Here is a 17,608-nt window from a genome sequence, read left to right on the forward strand (position 1 = left end):
GCGTCAGGAGATGCCGACCGCCACCACGAGGCCCAGGCCGAGGTGCGCCGCCGCGACGACGATGCTCACCGGGGCGAAGTGCTCGCTCTCGATGGTCGACGCCACGTCGATGCGGGTCGCCCACTCCAGCAGCCGGACCGCGATCACCTGGACGATGATCCCGAGCAGGCCGTAGACCAGCGACGTGATCAGGCCCTCGGTGAGGTCGCTGGCCGAGTTGAAGATCGCGACGACGACGATGAACGCCATCGACAGCATCCCGGACGCGGTCACGATCACCGCGTTCGGCAGGCCCTGCGTGACCAGCTTCGACAGCTTGCCGGGCGTGGTCCAGTCGATCGCGTAGAAGCCGGCGAACATCAGAATGAGGCCGATGACGCCGTACAGCAGGATCGCGCCGATCCCCCGCACGAGGTCGGAGCCGAACGTGTCGGACAGCGCAAGCGTCGAGGTCACGAGTTTTCTCCCAAAAGGTCAGCGATGCGGTGTTTTATCACGCTTCGGGGATGCGATGGGGGACAAATGCCGCACCGTCGTCGGTGACGAGTCCGCCGGTCTCCCGGATGCCCAGGCCGGCGGAGCTGTCGCCGACGATCCACGCGCCCAGCGCCGGCCGGTAGCCGTCGAACTCGGGCAGCGGGTCGAACGCCTGGTAGACGAAGCCTTCGGCGCCGTAGACGCCGTCGGTCTGGGTCTCGTAGCCGGTCGCGACGATCTGGACGTTCGCGCCCTCGCGGCCCAGCTTCGGCTTGCGGACGTACTCGGTGAGCAGGCCGGGGTCGTCGGCGAACGCCGGCAGCAGGTTCGGGTGGCCCGGGTAGTTCTCCCACAGGATCGCCAGCAGCGTCTTGTTGGAGAGGATCATCTTCCAGAGCGGCTCGATCCAGAGCGTCCGCGGCAGCGACTCGACGGCGTGGCGGCCGAACTCCTCGTCGACCACCCACTCCCACGGGTACAGCTTCAGCACGGTCGCCATCTGCGACTCTTCGAGGTCGACGAACCGCTTGAGCACCGGGTCCCAGCCGATCTCCTCGATCGCCAGCCCCACCGTGTCCAGCCCGGCCTCGGCCGCGGTCTCCTGCAGGTACGCCGTGGTGACGTTGTCCTCGCCGCTCGGATCCGCCGCCGACCAGGTGAAGTGCAGCTCGTTCGACGGCAGCTTGTCCTGCAGGAACGCCCAGCGCTCGACGAGCTTCTCGTGGATCGAGTTCCACTGGTCGTCGTCCGGGAAGACGTCGGTCTTCCAGTGCCACTGCAGCAGCGACGCCTCCAGCAGCGTGGTCGGCGTGTCCGCGTTGTACTCCAGCAGCTTCGCCGGCGACTTGCCGTCGTAGCGCAGGTCGAACCGGCCGTAGACGTGCGGGTCCTGCCGCTTCCACGACTCGGCGATGTGCGGCCAGACCCACTCGGGGATGCCGAACCGCTGGTAGCCCTCGGTCGTCACGACGTTGTCGACGGCCTCCAGGCACATCGAGTGCAGCAGTTCGACGTCCGCCTCGAGCGAGAGGACCTCGTCCATGTCGAAGACGTAGTGCACCGACTCGTCCCAGTACGGCCGCACCCGGCCGCTGGCGTCGCGGGCCGGCGTGCCGTAGACGAGTCCCTGCTCCTCGACGATCCGCTGCCAGTCGCGCCGCGGCTCACGCCGGTCCCGGTACACCTACGATCCCCCGCTCTTGCCGCTGCCGCCGGTGCCCCCGGTGCTGCCGCTCTTGCCGCTGATGCCGAAGCCGCCTCGCTGGACGGACTTGCCGGACTTCGTGTTGACGCTGGTCCGCGACGACGGCGGGTCGTAGGAACCCCCGGTGACGGGCTGGCCGATCGTGCCGGTGCCGCCGTAGTTGTACCGGTAGCTGTTGTAGCCGCCGCCCGGGATCGGCAGGAACAGGAAGCCACCGCTGTGGTAGCCGCCGTGGCTGGTCACGTAGTTGTCGTCGCAGTAGTCGTCGTTCTGGATGACACCGCTGTTGTCGGTGCAGACGGCGGTGACCTCGCCCTGCGGCTTGGCGACCGTGTAGAACGTCGCGACCAGGCCGACGAGCCCGACCGTGACGCCGCTGCCGATGAGGATCTTGCGCCGGGTCGCCGACTTGGCGTCGGCCTGGCGGGCCAGCTCCTCGTCCCGCTCCTCCTGGGCCAAAGCCTGCTGACGCGCGCGCTGCTCGGCGAGCGAAGGCTGCTTCGGCTGCGTGTTCGAGTCCTGGAATCTCATCGAGCCGCGCTTCGGCGGCTCGGGGGGCGGCTGGTCCCCAGTGTTGTTGTCCTGCGTCATGTGCGCTCCGTAATCCCGGCCACCACGAAACCGTGACCCACCCTAACCACCCAGGTCGCGCACGTCGCGCGCGGCGCGGGCATCATGGACTGCGATGTCTCCCAGCGCCGATCGGTTCCCCACCGCCACGCAGACGCTGCGCACCCGCGTCGTGATGGGCGGGATCTTCGCGGGCGCGCTCATCGCGCTCGCCCTCAGCGTCCTGTTCACCGGCAGCGGCGGCTTCGCCGGCGGCGCCGGCGGCGGGGCGGGCAAGCTCTCGGCGGAGGCCGAGGAGGCCTTCCACTCCCCGCCCGGCAGCTGCCTGACCTGGGACAACCCTGACGCGAGCGACGCGCACAAGGTCGTCTGCACCCAACCGCACCTGTTCGAGGTGACCGCGCTCGTCGACATCGGCGCCCAGTTCCCGGAGGGCGCGCCGGTGCCGTCGCTGGACCAGTGGCAGCAGATCGCGCAGCAGAAGTGCACCTCGGACGTGAAGCCCTACCTCGGTCACAACCTCGATCCGTACGGGAAGCTGACGACGAACCTGCTGCGCCCGACGCCGTCGCAGTGGGAGGACGGCGACCGCCAGCTGCGGTGCGGCCTGCAGTGGGCGGGCCCGGGCGGCAAGCTCCTGCCGACCACCGGGCCGGCGAAGGAGCAGGACCAGTCGCTCGTGTTCGAGCCGGGCACCTGCCTCGCGCTGCAGGGCAAGGGCGTCGGCGACCCGATCGACTGCGCGAAGCCGCACTCCTACGAGATCATCGCGACCCTCGACCTCAAATCGAAGTTCAAGGACGCCTACCCGAAGCAGGACGACCAGAAGGCCTGGCTCGACACCGAGTGCAACAAGCAGGCAGCGGACTACACCGGCGGTGCGGACCTCGACGCCAAGAAGCTGATCCTGACCTGGGACCTGCGGGAGCAGGAGAGCTGGGACGCCGGCTCGACGAAGGTCAACTGCAAGGTGGCGGCGCTCCTGCCGGACAAGAGCGGCCTGCAGGCGGTGACCGGCAGCGTCAAGGCCGCCCCCGCGGGCCCGGACGGCGGCCAGCCCCAGGACGGCCCGCCGTCGGACGGGGGCGGCGGCCCCGCGACGTCGAGCTCCGCCCCGCCGTCGACGAAGACGAACGGCTGATGCCCGTCGAGATGAGCCGGGAGCGGTTCGAGGAACTGGTCTCGGAAGCCCTGGACGAGGTCCCCGCCGAGTTCGCGCGGGCGATGGACAACGTCGTCGTGCTCGTCGAGGAGTTCAACGACGAGGCGCCGGACATCCTCGGCCTCTACCACGGGATCGCGCTGACCGAGCGGACGTCGTCCTACGGCGGGGTGCTGCCCGACCGGATCTCGATCTACCGGCAGCCGATCCTCTCGATGTGCGAGAACGAGGACGAGGTCGTCGAAGAGGTCCTGATCACCGTCGTGCACGAGCTGGGGCACCACTTCGGCATCGACGACGCGCGGCTGCACGAGCTCGGCTGGGGCTGAAGCCACAACGTGACCGCCACCGGCTGACCGCGCGCTTATCCTGTTACCCGAAGTCATTGGGTGACTGCGATGAGTGCTGGGGGATCCGGTGAACCCTGCTCGAAGACTCACGTGGCTGCTGACGTCGAGCGCCGCCTCCCACCTGGGCGACGGCATCGGCAAGGTGGCCCTGCCCCTGCTGGCCACGACCCTGACCCACGACCCCGTGCTCATCGCCGGGCTGTCCGCGACGCAGTTCCTCCCTTGGCTGCTCTTCGCCGCCGTCGCCGGCGCGCTGGTCGACCGGATCGACCGGCGGCGCGCGATGGTCGTCGCGAACACCGCCCGCGCGGTCGCGGTCGGCACCCTCGCCGTGCTCGTCGCGGCCGGCGGGATGACGATCTGGCTGGTCTACCTGACCGCCCTGGTCATCGGCACCGCCGAGACGATCGCCGACAGCGCGGCCAACGCCCTGGTCCCGGCCGTCGTCGGCGACGGCTCGCTCGACAGCGCCAACAGCAAGCTGCAAGCGTGCGAGATCGTCGGCCAAACGTTCCTCGGCGGCCCGATCGGCAGCATGACCTTCGCGCTCTTCGCCGCCTTCCCGTTCTTCCTCAACTCCGCGGGCTTCGCGATCGCGGCCGCGGTCCTGCTCGGGCTGGCCGGCACCTACCGCGGCCGCGGCGAAGCACCGCCGGCGCGGTTGCGCACCGCGCTGGCCGACGGTCTGCGCTGGCTGCGCGGCAACGCGCTGCTGCTGCGGCTGGTCGTCATCGCCGGGCTGCTCAGCCTGGTCAGCGAGCTCGCGCAGGCACAGCTGGTGCTCTACGCGCTCGACGACCTCCACCTGTCCGACGCGACCTTCGGGTTCTTCGCGTTCGTCGGCGGCATCGGCGGGCTGCTCGGCGCGGGCGTCGCCCCGCGGCTGGTGCGCGCGGCCGGGCGGCGCGCGGTCGTGGCCGGCGGGATCGTCTGCTGCGGTGGCGGGTTCGGCGGCATGGGCCTGGTGCGCTCGCCGGTCGCGGGCGCGGCGCTGTTCGGCCTGTTCGCGGCCGCCGTCGTCGCGGTGAACGTCGTGCTCGCGACCGCCCGGCACACGCTCGTGCCCGGCGAGCTGCTCGGCCGGGTGCTCGGGGTGTGGCGCACGGTCGTCTGGGGCGCGATCCCGCTCGGCGCGCTGCTCGGCGGGGTGCTGACCACGGCGCTCGGCACGGCGGCGCGGACGTTCGCCGTCTCGGGGCTGGCGATGCTGGTGATCGCCGCGTTCGCGGCCGTCGCGCTGCGGCGCTTCCCGCTGGATGACAAATCGGACTCAGCCGCGCCGCTACAGCACCAGGAACCGGGTTTGTGAGCTGAAATATCTCATCACCCGGTGGTGAGGAGGCGGCTATGCGCACCGTGGACCCCGGAACCGGCACCGACGCCGGCCCCGACTTCGACGAGCCTCCGGGCGAGTCCGAGGAGGTCAAGGCGGCGCCACCGCAGTCACGACGGCTGCTCGTGCTGTGCGCGGTGGCCGGGTTCGTGCTCGGCGGCGGCGTGCTCGGGCTGCTGTGGGGCCTGTCCGGCGTGCACGCGGGCGCGCTCGACGACGCGCTGGCCGCGTGCCAGGCCCTCGACCGCGTCGGCGAACTGCCGGACACGAGCCGGGACGCGCAGCCGTCGCTGACGCCCGGCCTCACGCCCGAACGGCTGCACCGGATGACCGCGGCGCGCGAGCTGTCCGCGGCCGCGGCCCAGGTCAACGCCACCTACCAGCCGCTGGCCGACCACATCGACGGCGTCACCAGGATGGTGCTCAGCCTGCACTTCAACGACATCTCGGGCCAGCGGCACCTGGCGCAAGCCCAGGAGATCTGCGGCCGCATTTAGGCCGGGTGGACCGTCTTCACCGACAGCTGGTTGCCCGGGATCTTCGTGCTCGCGCACGCGGTCCCATCGGTGGGCACGAACTTCGACGCCGTCTCCTGCGGCAGGTAGATGCGCAGGCCCTTCACCGGCGTCGGCTGGCAGGTGCCCGGGTCGAAGTTCTGGACGTTGACGAACTGGATGTCGGCGGCCGCCGACTGACCCGGGTCCAGCTTGACCGCGTTGCCCTTGGTGCCTTCGCGGAACGCGTCCTTGCCGACCTGGTGCCCGTCGTTGCCGGCCACGTAGGAGACCCCGGGGAAGCCCTGGATCTCGCACGGCTTCGCACTGGTGTTCTTGATCAGCAGCGGCCGGTACACCGAACCGGCGCCGGCGTCGCCCTGGCCGAGCGACAGCGTGACGTCGCCGGCCTTGCAAAGGCCGTTGTCGGCCGGCTGCGCGACCGGCGGCGCGGCGGCCGTCGTGCTGGTCGCGCTGGGCGCGGTCGAGGTGACGGTGGTGGAGGTGGGCGACGCCGTGGTCGACGGCGTCGAGCTGCTCGCCGCGTTGGTGGTCCCGCCACTCCCGCAGGCGGAAAGGGCGAGGACGCCCGCCGAAGCCGCGACAACCGGCAGCAACCGAGAAAGCTTCGTCCGAACCATGTCAATCGCCTCCCTGGTGTGGTGCTACTGGGTAGACGTACGGATCTCCGGCAGGTTGGTTCGCCTCGTTAATTCCCCACCAAACGTGTCTTAAACGTGACGGGATCACACTTTCGTGACGATCAGAGCGGCGTGTCGACCCAGGTCAGGCAGTGCCACTGGCCGTCCGGCCGGGCCTCCAGCTCGACCAGGCCGGTGTTCGGGATGAGCGCCGCGTTGGCGACGTCCGCGTGGACGTTCGCCGCCAGCCACTCGGCCGACAGCCGGATCGCGCCACCGTGGCTGACCAGCGCGATGACGCCGTCCGGATCGGCCTGCTCGTGCTTGGCGCGCAGCCTGCCGACCGCGTCGAGCATGCGGGTGCGCACGTCGGTGCCGCTCTCCCCGCCGGGCAGCGCCGGCGCCAGCTCGCCGAGCGTCCACCGCCGCACGATCTCCATGTACGTCCGGATCGACTCGTGGTCGGTGGCGCCCTCCAGGTCGCCGGCGGTCACCTCGTGGACGCCGTCGACGACCTGGACGTCCAGGTCGAACCGCGCGGCCAGGGGCGCGGCCGTCTGCTGCGCGCGGGTCGCCTGCGACGCGTAGACCGCGGCGATCGGCTCCCCCGCCAGCCGGAACGCGAGGTCTTCGGCCTGCTTGCGGCCCAGTTCGGTCAGTGGCGGGCCGGGCAGGGCGGTGTCGAGCGCGCCGCGGACGTTCCCTTCGGTCTGCCCGTGGCGGATGAGCAGCAACCTCACGCCAGGTCCCCCTTGCGGACCGCGTCGGCCCACACGGCGGCGTCGACGAAGTCGTCGTTGCCGAAGCCGGGCTCGATCGTGGTGCGCGTCCCGTCGGCACGCGGGTGCGAGCCGAGGAACCGCAGGTTGCGGCAGTGCCGGCGCAACGCCGTCAGCGCGTCGAGGATCCGCGGCTCGGCCACGTGCCCCTCGAAGTCGATGAAGAAGCGGTACTCGCCGAAGTTGTTCCGCGTCGGCCGCGCGTCTAGCCGGGTCAGGTTGATCCCGCGATCGGCCAGCGCGGTGAGCAGCTCGGCGAGCGTGCCGGTGCGGTTCACGGCCGCGGCGACCACGGACGTCCGGTCGGCGCCCGTCGGCTCCGGCAGCTCGCCCGGCGGGCGGACCAGCAGGAACCGCGTCGCCGCGTCGCTGACGTCGGCGACCTCGGTGGCCAGCACGTCGAGGTCGTAGTGCTCGACGGCGACCGGCGCGCACACCGCCGCGTCGAACTGGCCCTCCAGCACGCCGACCGCAGCCGCCGACGTCGACGACGACGCCACCGGGCTCGCGTCCGGCAGGTTCGCCTCCAGCCACTCGCGGACCTGCGCGAGCGCGTGCGGGTGGCTGGCGACGGTCTTGATGTCGCCGCCGCCGCGCCGCGTCAGCACGCTGAAGTGGATCGGCAGGATGGCCTCGGCGACGGCGACCAGCGGGGTCGACTCGCTGAGCGCGTCGAGGGTGGCGGGCACCACGCCCTCGACCGAGTTTTCGATGGGGACGCACGCGGCGTCCGCCTCGCCCTTGCGGACGGCCGTCATCGCCAGCCGGACGGTCTCGACCGGAATCAGTTCTCCGCCGCCGGCGAGGACCCGCGCGGCCTGTTCGGTGAAGGTCCCCTGGGGGCCGAAGTATGCGATGCGTGACACATCCCCAGGCTACGGGGGTGGCGACTTTCACTCGGACAGCCGGTACGCCAACCGGTTACGCCCGGTGGCATTTTTTGCGATGCTAAGGGCGTGACCGCCGACTCGGGCACGCACACCGGCCGTGAGGGCACGCACCCGCCGGTCTCCCCTCGCACACCGGAGCTGGTGCTGTGCGCCGTCGATGAACCACTCGCCACCGCGTGGGCCGCCGCCGCCAAGAAGCTGACGGGCCGCGTCCGGGTGCACCGCGGGTCGGTCCTCGACGTCGTCGCCCAGGCCGTGGTCAGCCCGGCCAACTCCTACGGCTGGATGCGCGGCGGGATCGACGCCGTCTACGCGCGGGCGTTCCCCGGGATCGAGCAGAGCGTCCGCAGTGCCGTTTTGGCTTTTCACGGCGGTGAGCTGCCGATCGGCGAGGCCGTGGTCGTGCCGACCGGCGAGGCCGAGCCGGCGTGGCTGATCAGCGCGCCGACCATGCGCGAACCCGGCGAGCGGCTGCCCGCCGACACCGTGCACCCCTACCTCGCGGCGCGCGCGGTGTTCCTCCAGTGGCGCGACGGGCAGCTCGACGACGGGCCGGTGCGGGAGATCGTCGACACGATCGCGATGCCAGGCCTCGGCACGGGCGTCGGCGGCGTCGACCCCGCCACGTGCGCGCGCCAGGTCGCGGCGGCGTGGGAAGAGGTCTTCCGTCACACGCGGTGATCACCCGAAACCCGGGGTGGACTACATCACAGCGCTTTAACCGGCCGTAAGCCCTACCGTTAATCACGCAGGTGAACGTCCGCCAGTGCAGGCGACGGCCGGAGGAGTGTGCGATGACCCGGGTCCGCGAACTCAGCCCGTATGTCGAGCTGCACCGGGAACAATGGAAAGAACTGCGAAGTTCGACGCCGTTGCCGCTGACCGCGGCCGAGCTGCTGCGGCTGCGCGGCCTGGGCGAGCAGGTCGACCTGGCCGAGGTGGCCGACGTCTACCTCCCGCTGTCCCGCCTGATCAACCTGCAGGTCGCCGCGCGCCAGCGGCTCTACGAAGCGACCACGACGTTCCTCGGTGACGACTCCCGCGGCACGAAGGTCCCGTTCGTCATCGGCATCGCCGGGAGCGTGGCGGTCGGCAAGTCGACCACCGCCCGCATCCTGCGCACGCTGCTCGCCCGCTGGCCGGACCACCCCCGCGTCGACCTGGTCACCACCGACGGGTTCCTGTACCCGCGCGCCGAGCTGATGCGGCGCGGGATCATGCACCGCAAGGGCTTCCCGGAGAGCTACGACCGCCGCGCGCTGCTGCGGTTCGTCACCGAGGTGAAGTCGGGCGCCGAGCGCGTCGCCGCACCGGTGTACTCGCACCTGGCCTACGACATCCTGCCCGGCCAGGAGCAGGTCGTGCAGCAGCCGGACATCCTCATCGTCGAAGGCCTCAACGTGCTGCAGCCGGGGCCGCGGCTGATGGTGTCCGACCTCTTCGACTTTTCGATCTACGTCGACGCGCACACCGACGACATCCAGCGCTGGTACATCGAGCGGTTCCTCGAGCTGCGGCACACGGCGTTCGCCGACCCGGCGTCGCACTTCCACCATTTCGCCGGCCTGCCCGACGACGAGGCCCGCGCCGAAGCGCGGCACCTGTGGCGGTCGATCAACGAGCCGAACCTGATGGAGAACATCAAGCCGACGCGCCCGCGGGCGACGCTCGTGCTGCGCAAGGACTGCGATCACGCGATCAACCGCGTCCGCCTGCGCAAGCTCTGATCCATCACCCACATGCGCACCATCCGTACGCTCTGCCCCCGAACCCCGGCCGATCGGCCGAGGGGAGGCGGCGAGGCCTAACCGGTTGGCCGATACCGGACGCCCGTTCGGAAAGCGACCCTGAAGGAGTCAGGAAAACGGCTCTGAGCTGGGGAGGAGGCCCACGATGTTCACGATGATCCTCACGTGGGTCGGTGCGGTGCTCGGTCTGGCCTTGCTGATCGCGATGGCCGCCGGAACCTTCGTCGTCGACTTCGACGACCGGCTGCAGGAGCGCCGGCGCAAGGCGAAGTCCGCGAACCCCCTCCCCTAGAGCCTCAGAGTTCGGTCAGCGCCTCCACGTAGGCGTCGGCGTCGTATTCGAGCGTTTCCTCGGACTCCAGCAAGCTGCCTTCCAGAGCGTCGATCAGCTGCTCGAAGATCTCGTCGCGGTCGAGTTCGCCCTCCTGCAGGCGCTGCACGGCCTGCCACGCTTCGGCGGGCTCGTCGTCCCACAGCTGGTCGACGATCGTCGCGCGCAGCACCAGCCGCTGCTCTTCCTCGTCCTCGTCGGCCTCGGCGATGACCAGCGCCCGGCGCTGTTCGGGGTCGGTGGGGTCGAGGTCGACCTCTTCGTCCTCGATCTCCGTGGTCAGCGACGGCACCGCGAACATCCGGCGTTCCAGCGCGTCCGCCAGCTCGGTCGGCGACAGTTCGCCGACGTCGCCGAAGTAGCGCTCGAGCGGCGAGTCGTCCTCGTCGGAGTACTCGCTCAGGTAGTCGGCGACGGCCTCGTCGAGCGCGGCGACCGCGGTCTCGGTCAGGCCGGCGCGGTCCGCCGTCCACTGCACCCAGGCCAGCACGACCGGCTCGACGGCGTCCTCGTGCTCGGCGTCGAGCTCGAACTCCTCGCCCAGCAGCCCTTCGAGGAACCGCGCGATCTTCTCCGGGCCGACTCGCAGCGGGTTGGCCGGATCGGTGCGGACGCCGTGTTCCAGCAGGAGCGCCCCGATCGCGCGGGCGGCGCCGGCGTCCTCGCCGCTCGCCGCGACGAACTGCTCGACGACGGCGGCGCGTTCGGTGTCGGACCACTCGGCGACCTCGGGGACGAGCGCGGGCTCCGGCAGCGCGCGCGACCACAGCAACGCGACCGCGTGGAAGCGCGCGTAGTCCTCGCTGACGTCGGCGTCCTCGAGGTGGTCGGTCGCGTCGAGGCCGTCGGCGAGCAGGCGGTGCGCCTCGGCGGGGTCGACCGCCTCGAAGGCGACCAGCTCCGGGTCGGCGTCGGCCTGCGCCCGCATCTCGGCGAGCACCTCTTCCGGCTGCTCGATCACGACGAGGTCCCGCACCCGGCCGCCCTCGGTGAAGTCGAGCAGCGCGAGCAGGCCGTGCGCCTGGTCGTCGTGGGCGAAGACGCAGAGCAGCGACGACTCGTCGCCGTAGACGTCGCCGGTCCGCCAGCACTCGCCGGCGGTGACCTGGCCCAGCGCCCCGGCCCAGCTCGGAGCGGGGATGCCGCGGCCGAGGACGACCTGCAAGCCGTCTTCGGCGGCCTTCCGCTCGACGTCGGTCTCCGCGACGACCTTCAGCGCGGCCAGCAGCGCGGCCGCGCCCGGCGTGATCTTGCGCTGCGCGAAGGCGATCAGGTCCAGGCCGAGCGGCTCGTCGCCCTCTTCGAGGGGCACGTCGCGGAACTGGCCGAGGACCTCGGAGGCGAGCAGCTCGACGTCCACCGGCGCGGGGTCGGCGCCCAGCGCGGAAAAGTCGTTCAGGACGTCCTTGAACAGGCCGGTCACGCTGTGGGTGACGGGCTGCGGTGCCTTCTTGCGGGCGCGACTCACCGGGCTCATGTGCTCATGTTTTCATCGCGCAACCCGAGCGGTCGCGGTGGCCCTGGCGCGGGTCCCGGCCGCGTGCTCGACGGGGAGGCGCCGAGCCGGACGGCGGAGCAGGGCCACCGCGACGTCGCTGGCCAGAGCGGGTGACCGCCTTGGCGGGCTTGCGGTGTCCCGGTGCACGTGAATCACCGGTTCACCTCGGTCAACGAGGGGTGCGGGGCGAGGTTACGGCTTTCGGCAAGGCGATCCGCGCGGTCCGGATTTCCGTGATCAGGCGGGTTTTCCGGCGGTGGGTTTCCACCAGCGTCGCGAGGTAAGCGGTGAATTCGTCCGGCGTCTCGGCGCGCTTGTGCAAGGTGCGCAACAGCTTCAGCCGGCGCGCGGCTTCCTGGTAGGCCTGCGGGTCCTTGCGCTCGATGAGCTCGTCGACGTGCTCGCGGAAGACCGGGATCGTCTCGGCCGGGTGCGCCGCGGCGCGCTGCTCGGCGAGTTCGAGCTTCAGCTCCGGCGACGCTCCGAACCGCACGCAGGCGCGCCAGGCTTCGTCCGGACGGCCGTCGTCGAGCAGGACGTGGACGAGCTCGTCGGCCCCGCCCTCCGCGGCGCGTTCGCGCAGGCGGGTCAGCGCGGCCCGGCGCTGCGCGGGCCACTTCCCGTCGGCCGTCGCGGCTTCGCGCAGCGCGGCGTACGTCTCGCGGCCCGGCTCGGCGTCGAACTCCTGGCGACGCCGGGAGGTTTCGTCATCGGGTGCGGGTTCGGGCTCGGGCGGCTTCTTGTCCTGGGTGAGCGCGCGGGCGGCGTGCGCGATGGCCTCGCTGTGCCGCCCGGCCGCTCGCAGCACCCGGACGATCTTGAGGCTGACGTCGCGCCGCGGCGGCTTGGCGGACAGGATCGCGACCAGCTCGTCGACGTCGCCGAGCACCTCGGCCAGCTGTTCGCGCAGCCCTTCGGCCACGTCCCGGCGGTGGCCGGGCCCGCTCGCCGCGAGCACGTCGTCCACAGTGGACTTGATCCAGCGCAGGCCGGGTTCGCCCAGCGCCGTCGCGAAGTCGGCGAGGTCGATCGCCGGGCGGCCGGGGCCGTCGAACTCGACCTCGAGGATCCAGTCGGCCAGCTTCTCCGGGTCCGGCGGCCGGGCGGCGCACGCGCGGGCGTACAGCTCGACGGCGCGGTCCAGCCGGTCGCCGAGGTCGCCCGCGGGGTCGCCGGACTGCTCCAGCACCTCGCTGATGTCGTCGACCGTGCGGCGGGCGAGCGGGGCCAGGTCGGCCCGGCTGCCGGCGTCGAGCATCCGCTGCAGCGTGTCGAGGACGGCGCCGACCTTCGCGGTGTATTCGCCGTTGCCGTCCGGCACCGCCGTGTCGAGCAGGCGGTGCGCTTCGCTGACGTCACCGGATTGGGTGGCGGCGCGCAGTTCGAGCGAATGCCGCAACTCAGGGTCACGCTCGGCCTGGGCGTGCAAGAGGTCCGCCAGCGTCTCCGCGTCCAAAGTGCGCAAGTAGGGGCGAAGATCCGAGTGGGGACTCACGCGGACCAGTCTGCCCGACCGCACCAGTCCGGCGTGTGGTCCAACCGCGTGCTCTTTTCGGCGTAACCGGTGACTGGTCGTGACGCCCTCATCGGCGGCGCAAGTCGTCGAGCACGGCTTTCATCGGCCACGGCTCGGGCACGCGCGGCCGCCGTGACCGAGCGTGGCGGGGCCGCGGGATCGCCGCCTGGATCGTCGGCACCATGATCGGCACGACCGGCACGGGCACCCGCGCGACGAGCCGGCGCACGACGACGAGCAGGAGCCCGGCGCACAGGAGCAGGGCCGCGCCGGCGGCGATCGCGCCGGCGAGCGTGCGGCGGCCGTCGTCGAGGGTGAGCTGCACGGCGTACTGGCTCTGCTGGGCGTACAGGTTGCCGAGCTGCTGGGACACGCGGTAGGCGGCGCTGCGCCACGTGGACTCCGGGATGGGCAACGGTTCGGCGGCGGCCAGCGCGTCCTCGACGGCCGCGAGCCTGCTCCAATCGGCGCTGCGCGTGAGCGATTCGTACGCGGTACGGCCACTTTCGGTGAGCTGCGGCGCGATCCGCTCGAGTTCGGCCCGGTAGGCGGCGACGGCTTCGGTGAACGGCCGCCGCGTCACGCCGTCGATCCCCGCCAGGGCGAGGGAATCGGAGCGGTCCATGCCTTCGGCGACGGAAAGCAGCTCGACGGCGGTGGTCTGCTGGTAGGCGGATTCCGCGTCGGGCGCGTGCCGGGCGTACTCGCGCAGGCCGGCGATGGCGGTGTCGATCCGCTGGGTGAAATTCGCGTACGCGGCGGTCCGTTGGTCGGGCACGGACATCGCGGCGCTGCGCTGACCCTGCAGCGACCCGACGGCGCTCGCGGTCCGCTCCGCCGCCTCGGCCGTCCGCACGGCGCCGTCCTGCGTCCGGTTCGCTTGGTGGACCAGGAAGAACGCGATCACGAGCGCGACGACGACGAACGCGCCGCCGGGCACGAACGCGATGCACAGCATGCGGCCGCGGACGGATCGCAGGTACTTCAAGACGTTCCTTTCCCAGCCTCAAGCCCCGCAAGCATCCCGACGGAGTTCAACCTATTGAGTGAGAGATTCACCGGTCAACGCCGGTCCGCCATACGGCCGTTAGCGCACCGTGACGGCTGAGGACAATCGGCGCGTGACCTTCGACGACGTGACCCAGCGCCTCCGCGATTTCGCGGCGGCCCGAGCCTGGGAGCCGTACCACACCCCGAAGAACCTCGTGATGGCGTTGTCCGGCGAAGTCGGCGAGCTGACGTCGCTGTTCCAGTGGCTGACCCCGGAGGAGTCCGACGCGTGGCGCGACGACCCGGCGCTGGCGGCGAACGTCCTGGACGAGATCGCGGACGTCACGCTGTACCTGCTCCAGCTGGCGGACCGCCTGGGCGTGGACCTGGCGGCCGCGGCGCACGCGAAGATCGACCGCAACGAGAAACGGTTCCCGGCTTAGATTTCGCTCAACAGCGGCGGCGGGGTGCTGGCGACGGGCGCGTCCGGATCGGCCAGCCACCCGCCGTCGCCGTCGGACCGCAGCATCGACCAGATCCCGAACTCGTCGAACCGCAGCTGCGCGAGGCCCGTTTCGGAGCCGTCCGCGTGGAGTTCGACGATGGTGACCACGCCACCCCGCACCCGGCACTCGACGCGGCGCCGGGCACACCACCGTTCGATCTGCCGCATCGCGAGCTCGGGTATCGCCGCCATGCCCCCAGTGAACCGCACGGCCGTCAGCCGGTCTCGCCGAGGACCGCGACGACGTCGGCGTAGGTCTCGGCGGTCGTGCGCCCGTCGGTGGCCACGACCCGGCAGCCCGGCCGCTGCGGGAGGTAGGCGCCGAGCTGGTCGTGGATCCGTTCGACGACGGCGACCCCGCCGATCCGGTTGATGACGGCGTCGATGCCCTCGGCACCGCCCGTGGCGGCCCGCCCGGCGAACCGCGCCCCGGCGACGGCTTTGCCGGCGGTGAGCAGGATTTCCCGGTACTCGGCGCCACAGCGTTCGGCAGCGTCCTCGAAGGGCTGGATGTCGGCCACGCGGGTGGCGAGCTGCGGCATGACGACGTCGTGCCCGGTCCGCAGGTGCGTCTCGGCCATGGCGAGGGTGAGCAGCTGCGCGGCCTTGAAGGTCTCGAAGAAGGTGTCCCGCCAGCCCCCGATGAGGCAGACGACCCGGTCGGTGTCCAGGTTCAGCACCCCGGGCCGCCGCTCGGCGTAGGCCTGCGCGATCGTCGACTTCCCGATCCCGGAGGGCCCGTTCAAGTGGATCAGTCTCGGCACCGGCCCGACGGTACCGAAACCCGGCTCACCGCGGCGCCGGCTCGGCGATCCACCACCCGCCGAGCAGTGCGCCGACCCCGAGCACCGCGACGAAGATCCCGGCCGCCAGCGGCGTGCCCCCGAACATCGCCACGACGACGATGAACATCAGCAGCAGTCCGACGCCCATCAGCACCCGGCCGCCGACCACCTTCGCCGGCCGCCCCGCCGCGACAGCCTCGCGCGCGGGTACTTCGAACCCGAGCGCGACCGGTGCGGCGCGGACGTCGAGCACTTCGGCCCCCAGCTCGGCGGCCCGGGCCACCCGCGGCTCGCCGGCGGGCACGGTCGCGTCGACGACGAGGTGCGTGACGCTCGCGGTCAGCTTCTTGGCCAGCTGGACGCCCTCCTCGAGCACGCGCGCCCGCATCCGGTCGGCGTCCACGCTCGTCCCGAGCACCAGGACCCGGGTCGCCTTCCCGCCACCGGCCGGCCGGACGTCGACCCCGGCGACGCCGAGCGCGGTCGCCACCTGCCGCAGCTCGCGCGCTTCCGCGGCGGTCACGACGCCGTCCCGTTCGGCGATCTCCCGCAGCGCCGTCACGAGCTGTTCGTGCGTCGACCGCACCCGCGCGCCGGACAGCCCGGCCTCGGCCGCCAACGCGGCCAGCGCCGTCACCTCGTCCGGCGTCAGGTGCTGGTCCGCGACGACTTCCGCGAGCAGGTCCAGGTAGGCGTCGCCGTCCCGGCCGGCCGCGACCCGCTCGACCGCGTCGGCCATCCACCCCGGCTCCACCGGCGGCACCTCGCCGCGCGGGAGCAGCCGGCCGCCGGCGAACCGGGGCAGGGCGGGCAGGACTGGTGCGGCCGCGAACGTGAACCCGTACCGCTCGACCATGCTCGTCACGAGGCGGGCGACCGTCCTCGCGCCGGACAACGCCGGCTGCCCGGGCCGGGCCGGCACGCCCAGCGCGTGGGCGACCGTGGTGAGCCGGTAGTTCGGCAGCCGCACGACCGACTGCGCCACCGCCAACGTCGAAATCCCCGGCAATACGGGCATCCGGACCCCGAGGTCGCCGATCTCGGCGCCGAGGAAAGCGGAGACGAACGCCAGGTCGTGGGCCACGAGCACGCTGCCGGCGCACAGGTCGAGCAGCGGCCCGAGGACCTCGCCGAACGACGGCGCGTCGTCGAGTTCCGCTCGCGTGATGCCGTGCGCCGGACCCGGCGGCACCCCGGCGCCCGGGTTCACCAGCGTCGTCAGCTGACCGGCGATCGAGCCGTCGGCGTGCACCCGCACCGCGGCGAGCTCGACGACGCGCCCGGGGCGCAGCCCGGTGGTCCGGATGTCGACGGCCGTGAAGTCGGTTCCATACGCGGGATGACCGCCGGCGCCGTGCAGCGAAAGAGGTTCGATCACGTCCACCCGGGTCGTTCCGCGGCCGCGTCTTGTGACAGCTTTTCGGGCCGGAAGCGCTGTTTGTGACGTGATCGTGACGGCAACATTCCGCCGGATAACGACTGGTGGCCGATCACCGGCCGATGCGTAACAACGGCGGGAGATTTCGCGAGTACGTCGTCGGCACGTCGTGTTCGAGGAACAGGGGAATCCGGGGATGAAACGCCTTCCGAACTGGCTGAAGATCGTCTTGGCCGCTTTCGCCGTCCTGTTCGTCCTGGGCGCGATCTTCGGGAAGGCCCCGGAGCCGAAGCCCGTGGCCGCCACGCCGGCCGCGCCCCCGGCGACGTCGACGACCCCGGTGACCAGCGCGGCTCCGGTGCCCGTCAGCTACACGGTCGAGTCCGTGACGGACGGCGCAACCGTCGTGGTGAAGGGCAGTGACGGCTCGAGCCGAACCGTGCGCGTCCTCGGGGTCACCGCGCCGGTTGTCGGCAACGGGTGCTACGGGTTGGAATCACTCGGCTGGGCGACCAGCACCCTTTCCGGCAAAGCCGTGACGCTCGGCGCGGAAACGGCGCAGGGCGTCGCCGTGACCTTGGCCGGCGGCCAGGACTACGCGGCTCTCGCGATTCAGGGCGGTTATCTCAAATACGCGGCCGACGCCGCCGTGCCCGCGCTCGCCGCCGCCGAGACCGCGGCGAAGCAGGCCGTCAGCGGGCTGTGGGGCCCGCCCTGCAACGGGACCATCGACGCGCCTGCCCCGACGCCCACGCCGGCGCCGCCGGTCACCAAGGCGGCCCCGGTGGCCCCGCCGGTGGAGACCACCGAGGACGCCCCCGAGCCCGATTCCTCCGTGTACTACAAGAACTGCGCCGCGGCGAGGGCCGCGCACGCCGCCCCGATCCACGTCGGCGAGCCCGGCTACCGGAAGGAGCTGGACCGCGACGGCGACGGCACGGCCTGCGACCGGTGATC

Annotated in this window: 21 protein-coding genes; 9 read left to right on the forward strand and 12 right to left on the reverse strand. The window is 71.7% G+C overall.

Going from position 1 to position 17,608, the window contains the following annotated elements:
* Nucleotides 1–3: 3 nt before the first annotated feature.
* From ABFJ78_RS01520 to ABFJ78_RS01530, 3 genes are read right to left on the reverse strand one after another with little or no spacing between them, the layout of a single operon-like run.
* On the reverse strand, nucleotides 4–456 hold the full coding sequence (locus tag ABFJ78_RS01520; RefSeq protein WP_436383737.1) for a DUF350 domain-containing protein: 453 nt from the start codon (nucleotides 454–456) through the stop codon (nucleotides 4–6).
* Nucleotides 457–493: 37 nt separating this feature from the next.
* The gene (locus tag ABFJ78_RS01525) at nucleotides 494–1,660 is read right to left on the reverse strand and encodes a glutathionylspermidine synthase family protein (RefSeq protein ID WP_372667724.1); all 1,167 of its coding nucleotides are present in this window, start codon (nucleotides 1,658–1,660) and stop codon (nucleotides 494–496) included.
* On the reverse strand, nucleotides 1,661–2,272 hold the full coding sequence (locus ABFJ78_RS01530) for a hypothetical protein (protein ID WP_436383739.1): 612 nt from the start codon (nucleotides 2,270–2,272) through the stop codon (nucleotides 1,661–1,663).
* A gap of 94 nt (nucleotides 2,273–2,366) precedes the next feature.
* Here ABFJ78_RS01530 and ABFJ78_RS01535 point away from each other — a divergent pair, with 94 nt between their 5' ends.
* The 4 genes from ABFJ78_RS01535 to ABFJ78_RS01550 all read left to right on the forward strand — a co-directional run bounded on the left by ABFJ78_RS01535 (nucleotide 2,367) and on the right by ABFJ78_RS01550 (nucleotide 5,593).
* Nucleotides 2,367–3,392, forward strand: a complete 1,026-nt coding sequence (locus ABFJ78_RS01535; RefSeq protein WP_436383740.1) for a septum formation family protein — start codon at nucleotides 2,367–2,369, stop codon at nucleotides 3,390–3,392.
* A complete protein-coding gene (locus ABFJ78_RS01540; RefSeq protein WP_436383742.1) occupies nucleotides 3,392–3,742 on the forward strand; it encodes a metallopeptidase family protein in 351 nt (116 codons plus the stop codon). The genes ABFJ78_RS01535 and ABFJ78_RS01540 overlap by 1 nt, the downstream gene beginning before the upstream one ends.
* A 73-nt stretch (nucleotides 3,743–3,815) precedes the next feature.
* Nucleotides 3,816–5,072, forward strand: coding sequence for an MFS transporter (locus ABFJ78_RS01545; RefSeq protein WP_436383744.1), 1,257 nt, complete (start codon nucleotides 3,816–3,818; stop codon nucleotides 5,070–5,072).
* A gap of 38 nt (nucleotides 5,073–5,110) precedes the next feature.
* On the forward strand, nucleotides 5,111–5,593 hold the full coding sequence (locus ABFJ78_RS01550; protein ID WP_436383745.1) for a hypothetical protein: 483 nt from the start codon (nucleotides 5,111–5,113) through the stop codon (nucleotides 5,591–5,593).
* Here the strand turns inward: ABFJ78_RS01550 and ABFJ78_RS01555 are convergent.
* The 3 genes from ABFJ78_RS01555 to pheA all read right to left on the reverse strand — a co-directional run bounded on the left by ABFJ78_RS01555 (nucleotide 5,590) and on the right by pheA (nucleotide 7,876).
* Complete coding sequence (locus ABFJ78_RS01555) at nucleotides 5,590–6,231, reverse strand: DUF4232 domain-containing protein (RefSeq protein ID WP_436383747.1); 642 nt, start codon at nucleotides 6,229–6,231, stop codon at nucleotides 5,590–5,592. The genes ABFJ78_RS01550 and ABFJ78_RS01555 overlap by 4 nt on opposite strands.
* A gap of 122 nt (nucleotides 6,232–6,353) precedes the next feature.
* Nucleotides 6,354–6,971, reverse strand: coding sequence for a histidine phosphatase family protein (locus ABFJ78_RS01560; protein ID WP_436383748.1), 618 nt, complete (start codon nucleotides 6,969–6,971; stop codon nucleotides 6,354–6,356).
* Complete coding sequence (gene pheA / locus ABFJ78_RS01565; RefSeq protein ID WP_436383749.1) at nucleotides 6,968–7,876, reverse strand: prephenate dehydratase; 909 nt, start codon at nucleotides 7,874–7,876, stop codon at nucleotides 6,968–6,970. The genes ABFJ78_RS01560 and pheA overlap by 4 nt, the downstream gene beginning before the upstream one ends.
* Before the next feature lie 90 nt (nucleotides 7,877–7,966).
* Between pheA and ABFJ78_RS01570 the strand changes: the two genes are divergently transcribed.
* The 3 genes from ABFJ78_RS01570 (at nucleotide 7,967) to ABFJ78_RS01580 (ending at nucleotide 9,940) form a co-directional block, all read left to right on the forward strand.
* Nucleotides 7,967–8,581, forward strand: a complete 615-nt coding sequence (locus ABFJ78_RS01570) for a macro domain-containing protein (RefSeq protein WP_436383750.1) — start codon at nucleotides 7,967–7,969, stop codon at nucleotides 8,579–8,581.
* A gap of 113 nt (nucleotides 8,582–8,694) precedes the next feature.
* Nucleotides 8,695–9,627: a type I pantothenate kinase gene (coaA, locus tag ABFJ78_RS01575; RefSeq protein ID WP_329053240.1), complete on the forward strand. Its 933-nt coding sequence runs from the start codon at nucleotides 8,695–8,697 to the stop codon at nucleotides 9,625–9,627.
* 166 nt (nucleotides 9,628–9,793) lie between these two features.
* Nucleotides 9,794–9,940 carry a hypothetical protein gene (locus ABFJ78_RS01580; RefSeq protein WP_436383751.1) on the forward strand — a complete coding sequence of 49 codons (147 nt, stop codon included), beginning with the start codon at nucleotides 9,794–9,796 and terminating at the stop codon, nucleotides 9,938–9,940.
* 4 nt (nucleotides 9,941–9,944) lie between these two features.
* On the opposite strand, the gene ABFJ78_RS01585 is transcribed toward ABFJ78_RS01580, so the two are convergent.
* The 3 genes from ABFJ78_RS01585 to ABFJ78_RS01595 form a co-directional block, all read right to left on the reverse strand.
* Nucleotides 9,945–11,456, reverse strand: coding sequence for a hypothetical protein (locus ABFJ78_RS01585; protein ID WP_436383752.1), 1,512 nt, complete (start codon nucleotides 11,454–11,456; stop codon nucleotides 9,945–9,947).
* A gap of 190 nt (nucleotides 11,457–11,646) precedes the next feature.
* Nucleotides 11,647–12,972 (reverse strand): hypothetical protein, encoded by a 1,326-nt coding sequence (locus tag ABFJ78_RS01590; RefSeq protein ID WP_436383753.1) that lies wholly within the window; start codon nucleotides 12,970–12,972, stop codon nucleotides 11,647–11,649.
* 88 nt (nucleotides 12,973–13,060) lie between these two features.
* On the reverse strand, nucleotides 13,061–13,981 hold the full coding sequence (locus tag ABFJ78_RS01595; protein ID WP_436383754.1) for a nitrate- and nitrite sensing domain-containing protein: 921 nt from the start codon (nucleotides 13,979–13,981) through the stop codon (nucleotides 13,061–13,063).
* Between the two features lie 133 nt (nucleotides 13,982–14,114).
* On the opposite strand from ABFJ78_RS01595, the gene ABFJ78_RS01600 reads away from it, so the two are divergent.
* Nucleotides 14,115–14,426 (forward strand): nucleotide pyrophosphohydrolase, encoded by a 312-nt coding sequence (locus tag ABFJ78_RS01600; RefSeq protein ID WP_436383755.1) that lies wholly within the window; start codon nucleotides 14,115–14,117, stop codon nucleotides 14,424–14,426.
* On the opposite strand, the gene ABFJ78_RS01605 is transcribed toward ABFJ78_RS01600, so the two are convergent.
* The 3 genes from ABFJ78_RS01605 to ABFJ78_RS01615 are packed head-to-tail and all read right to left on the reverse strand — an operon-like array spanning nucleotide 14,423 to nucleotide 16,657.
* A complete protein-coding gene (locus tag ABFJ78_RS01605) occupies nucleotides 14,423–14,680 on the reverse strand; it encodes a DUF3024 domain-containing protein (RefSeq protein WP_436383756.1) in 258 nt (85 codons plus the stop codon). The two genes, ABFJ78_RS01600 and ABFJ78_RS01605, sit on opposite strands and share 4 nt — an antisense overlap.
* A 23-nt stretch (nucleotides 14,681–14,703) precedes the next feature.
* Complete coding sequence (locus tag ABFJ78_RS01610; RefSeq protein WP_436383757.1) at nucleotides 14,704–15,252, reverse strand: AAA family ATPase; 549 nt, start codon at nucleotides 15,250–15,252, stop codon at nucleotides 14,704–14,706.
* Between the two features lie 25 nt (nucleotides 15,253–15,277).
* On the reverse strand, nucleotides 15,278–16,657 hold the full coding sequence (locus tag ABFJ78_RS01615; protein WP_436383759.1) for a 3'-5' exonuclease: 1,380 nt from the start codon (nucleotides 16,655–16,657) through the stop codon (nucleotides 15,278–15,280).
* Between the two features lie 190 nt (nucleotides 16,658–16,847).
* Between ABFJ78_RS01615 and ABFJ78_RS01620 the strand changes: the two genes are divergently transcribed.
* Nucleotides 16,848–17,606: a thermonuclease family protein gene (locus ABFJ78_RS01620; protein ID WP_436383760.1), complete on the forward strand. Its 759-nt coding sequence runs from the start codon at nucleotides 16,848–16,850 to the stop codon at nucleotides 17,604–17,606.
* The last annotated feature ends 2 nt before the right edge of the window (nucleotides 17,607–17,608 follow it).

It is taken from the genome of Amycolatopsis sp. MEPSY49, assembly GCF_051337345.1.
Lineage (GTDB): Bacteria > Actinomycetota > Actinomycetes > Mycobacteriales > Pseudonocardiaceae > Amycolatopsis.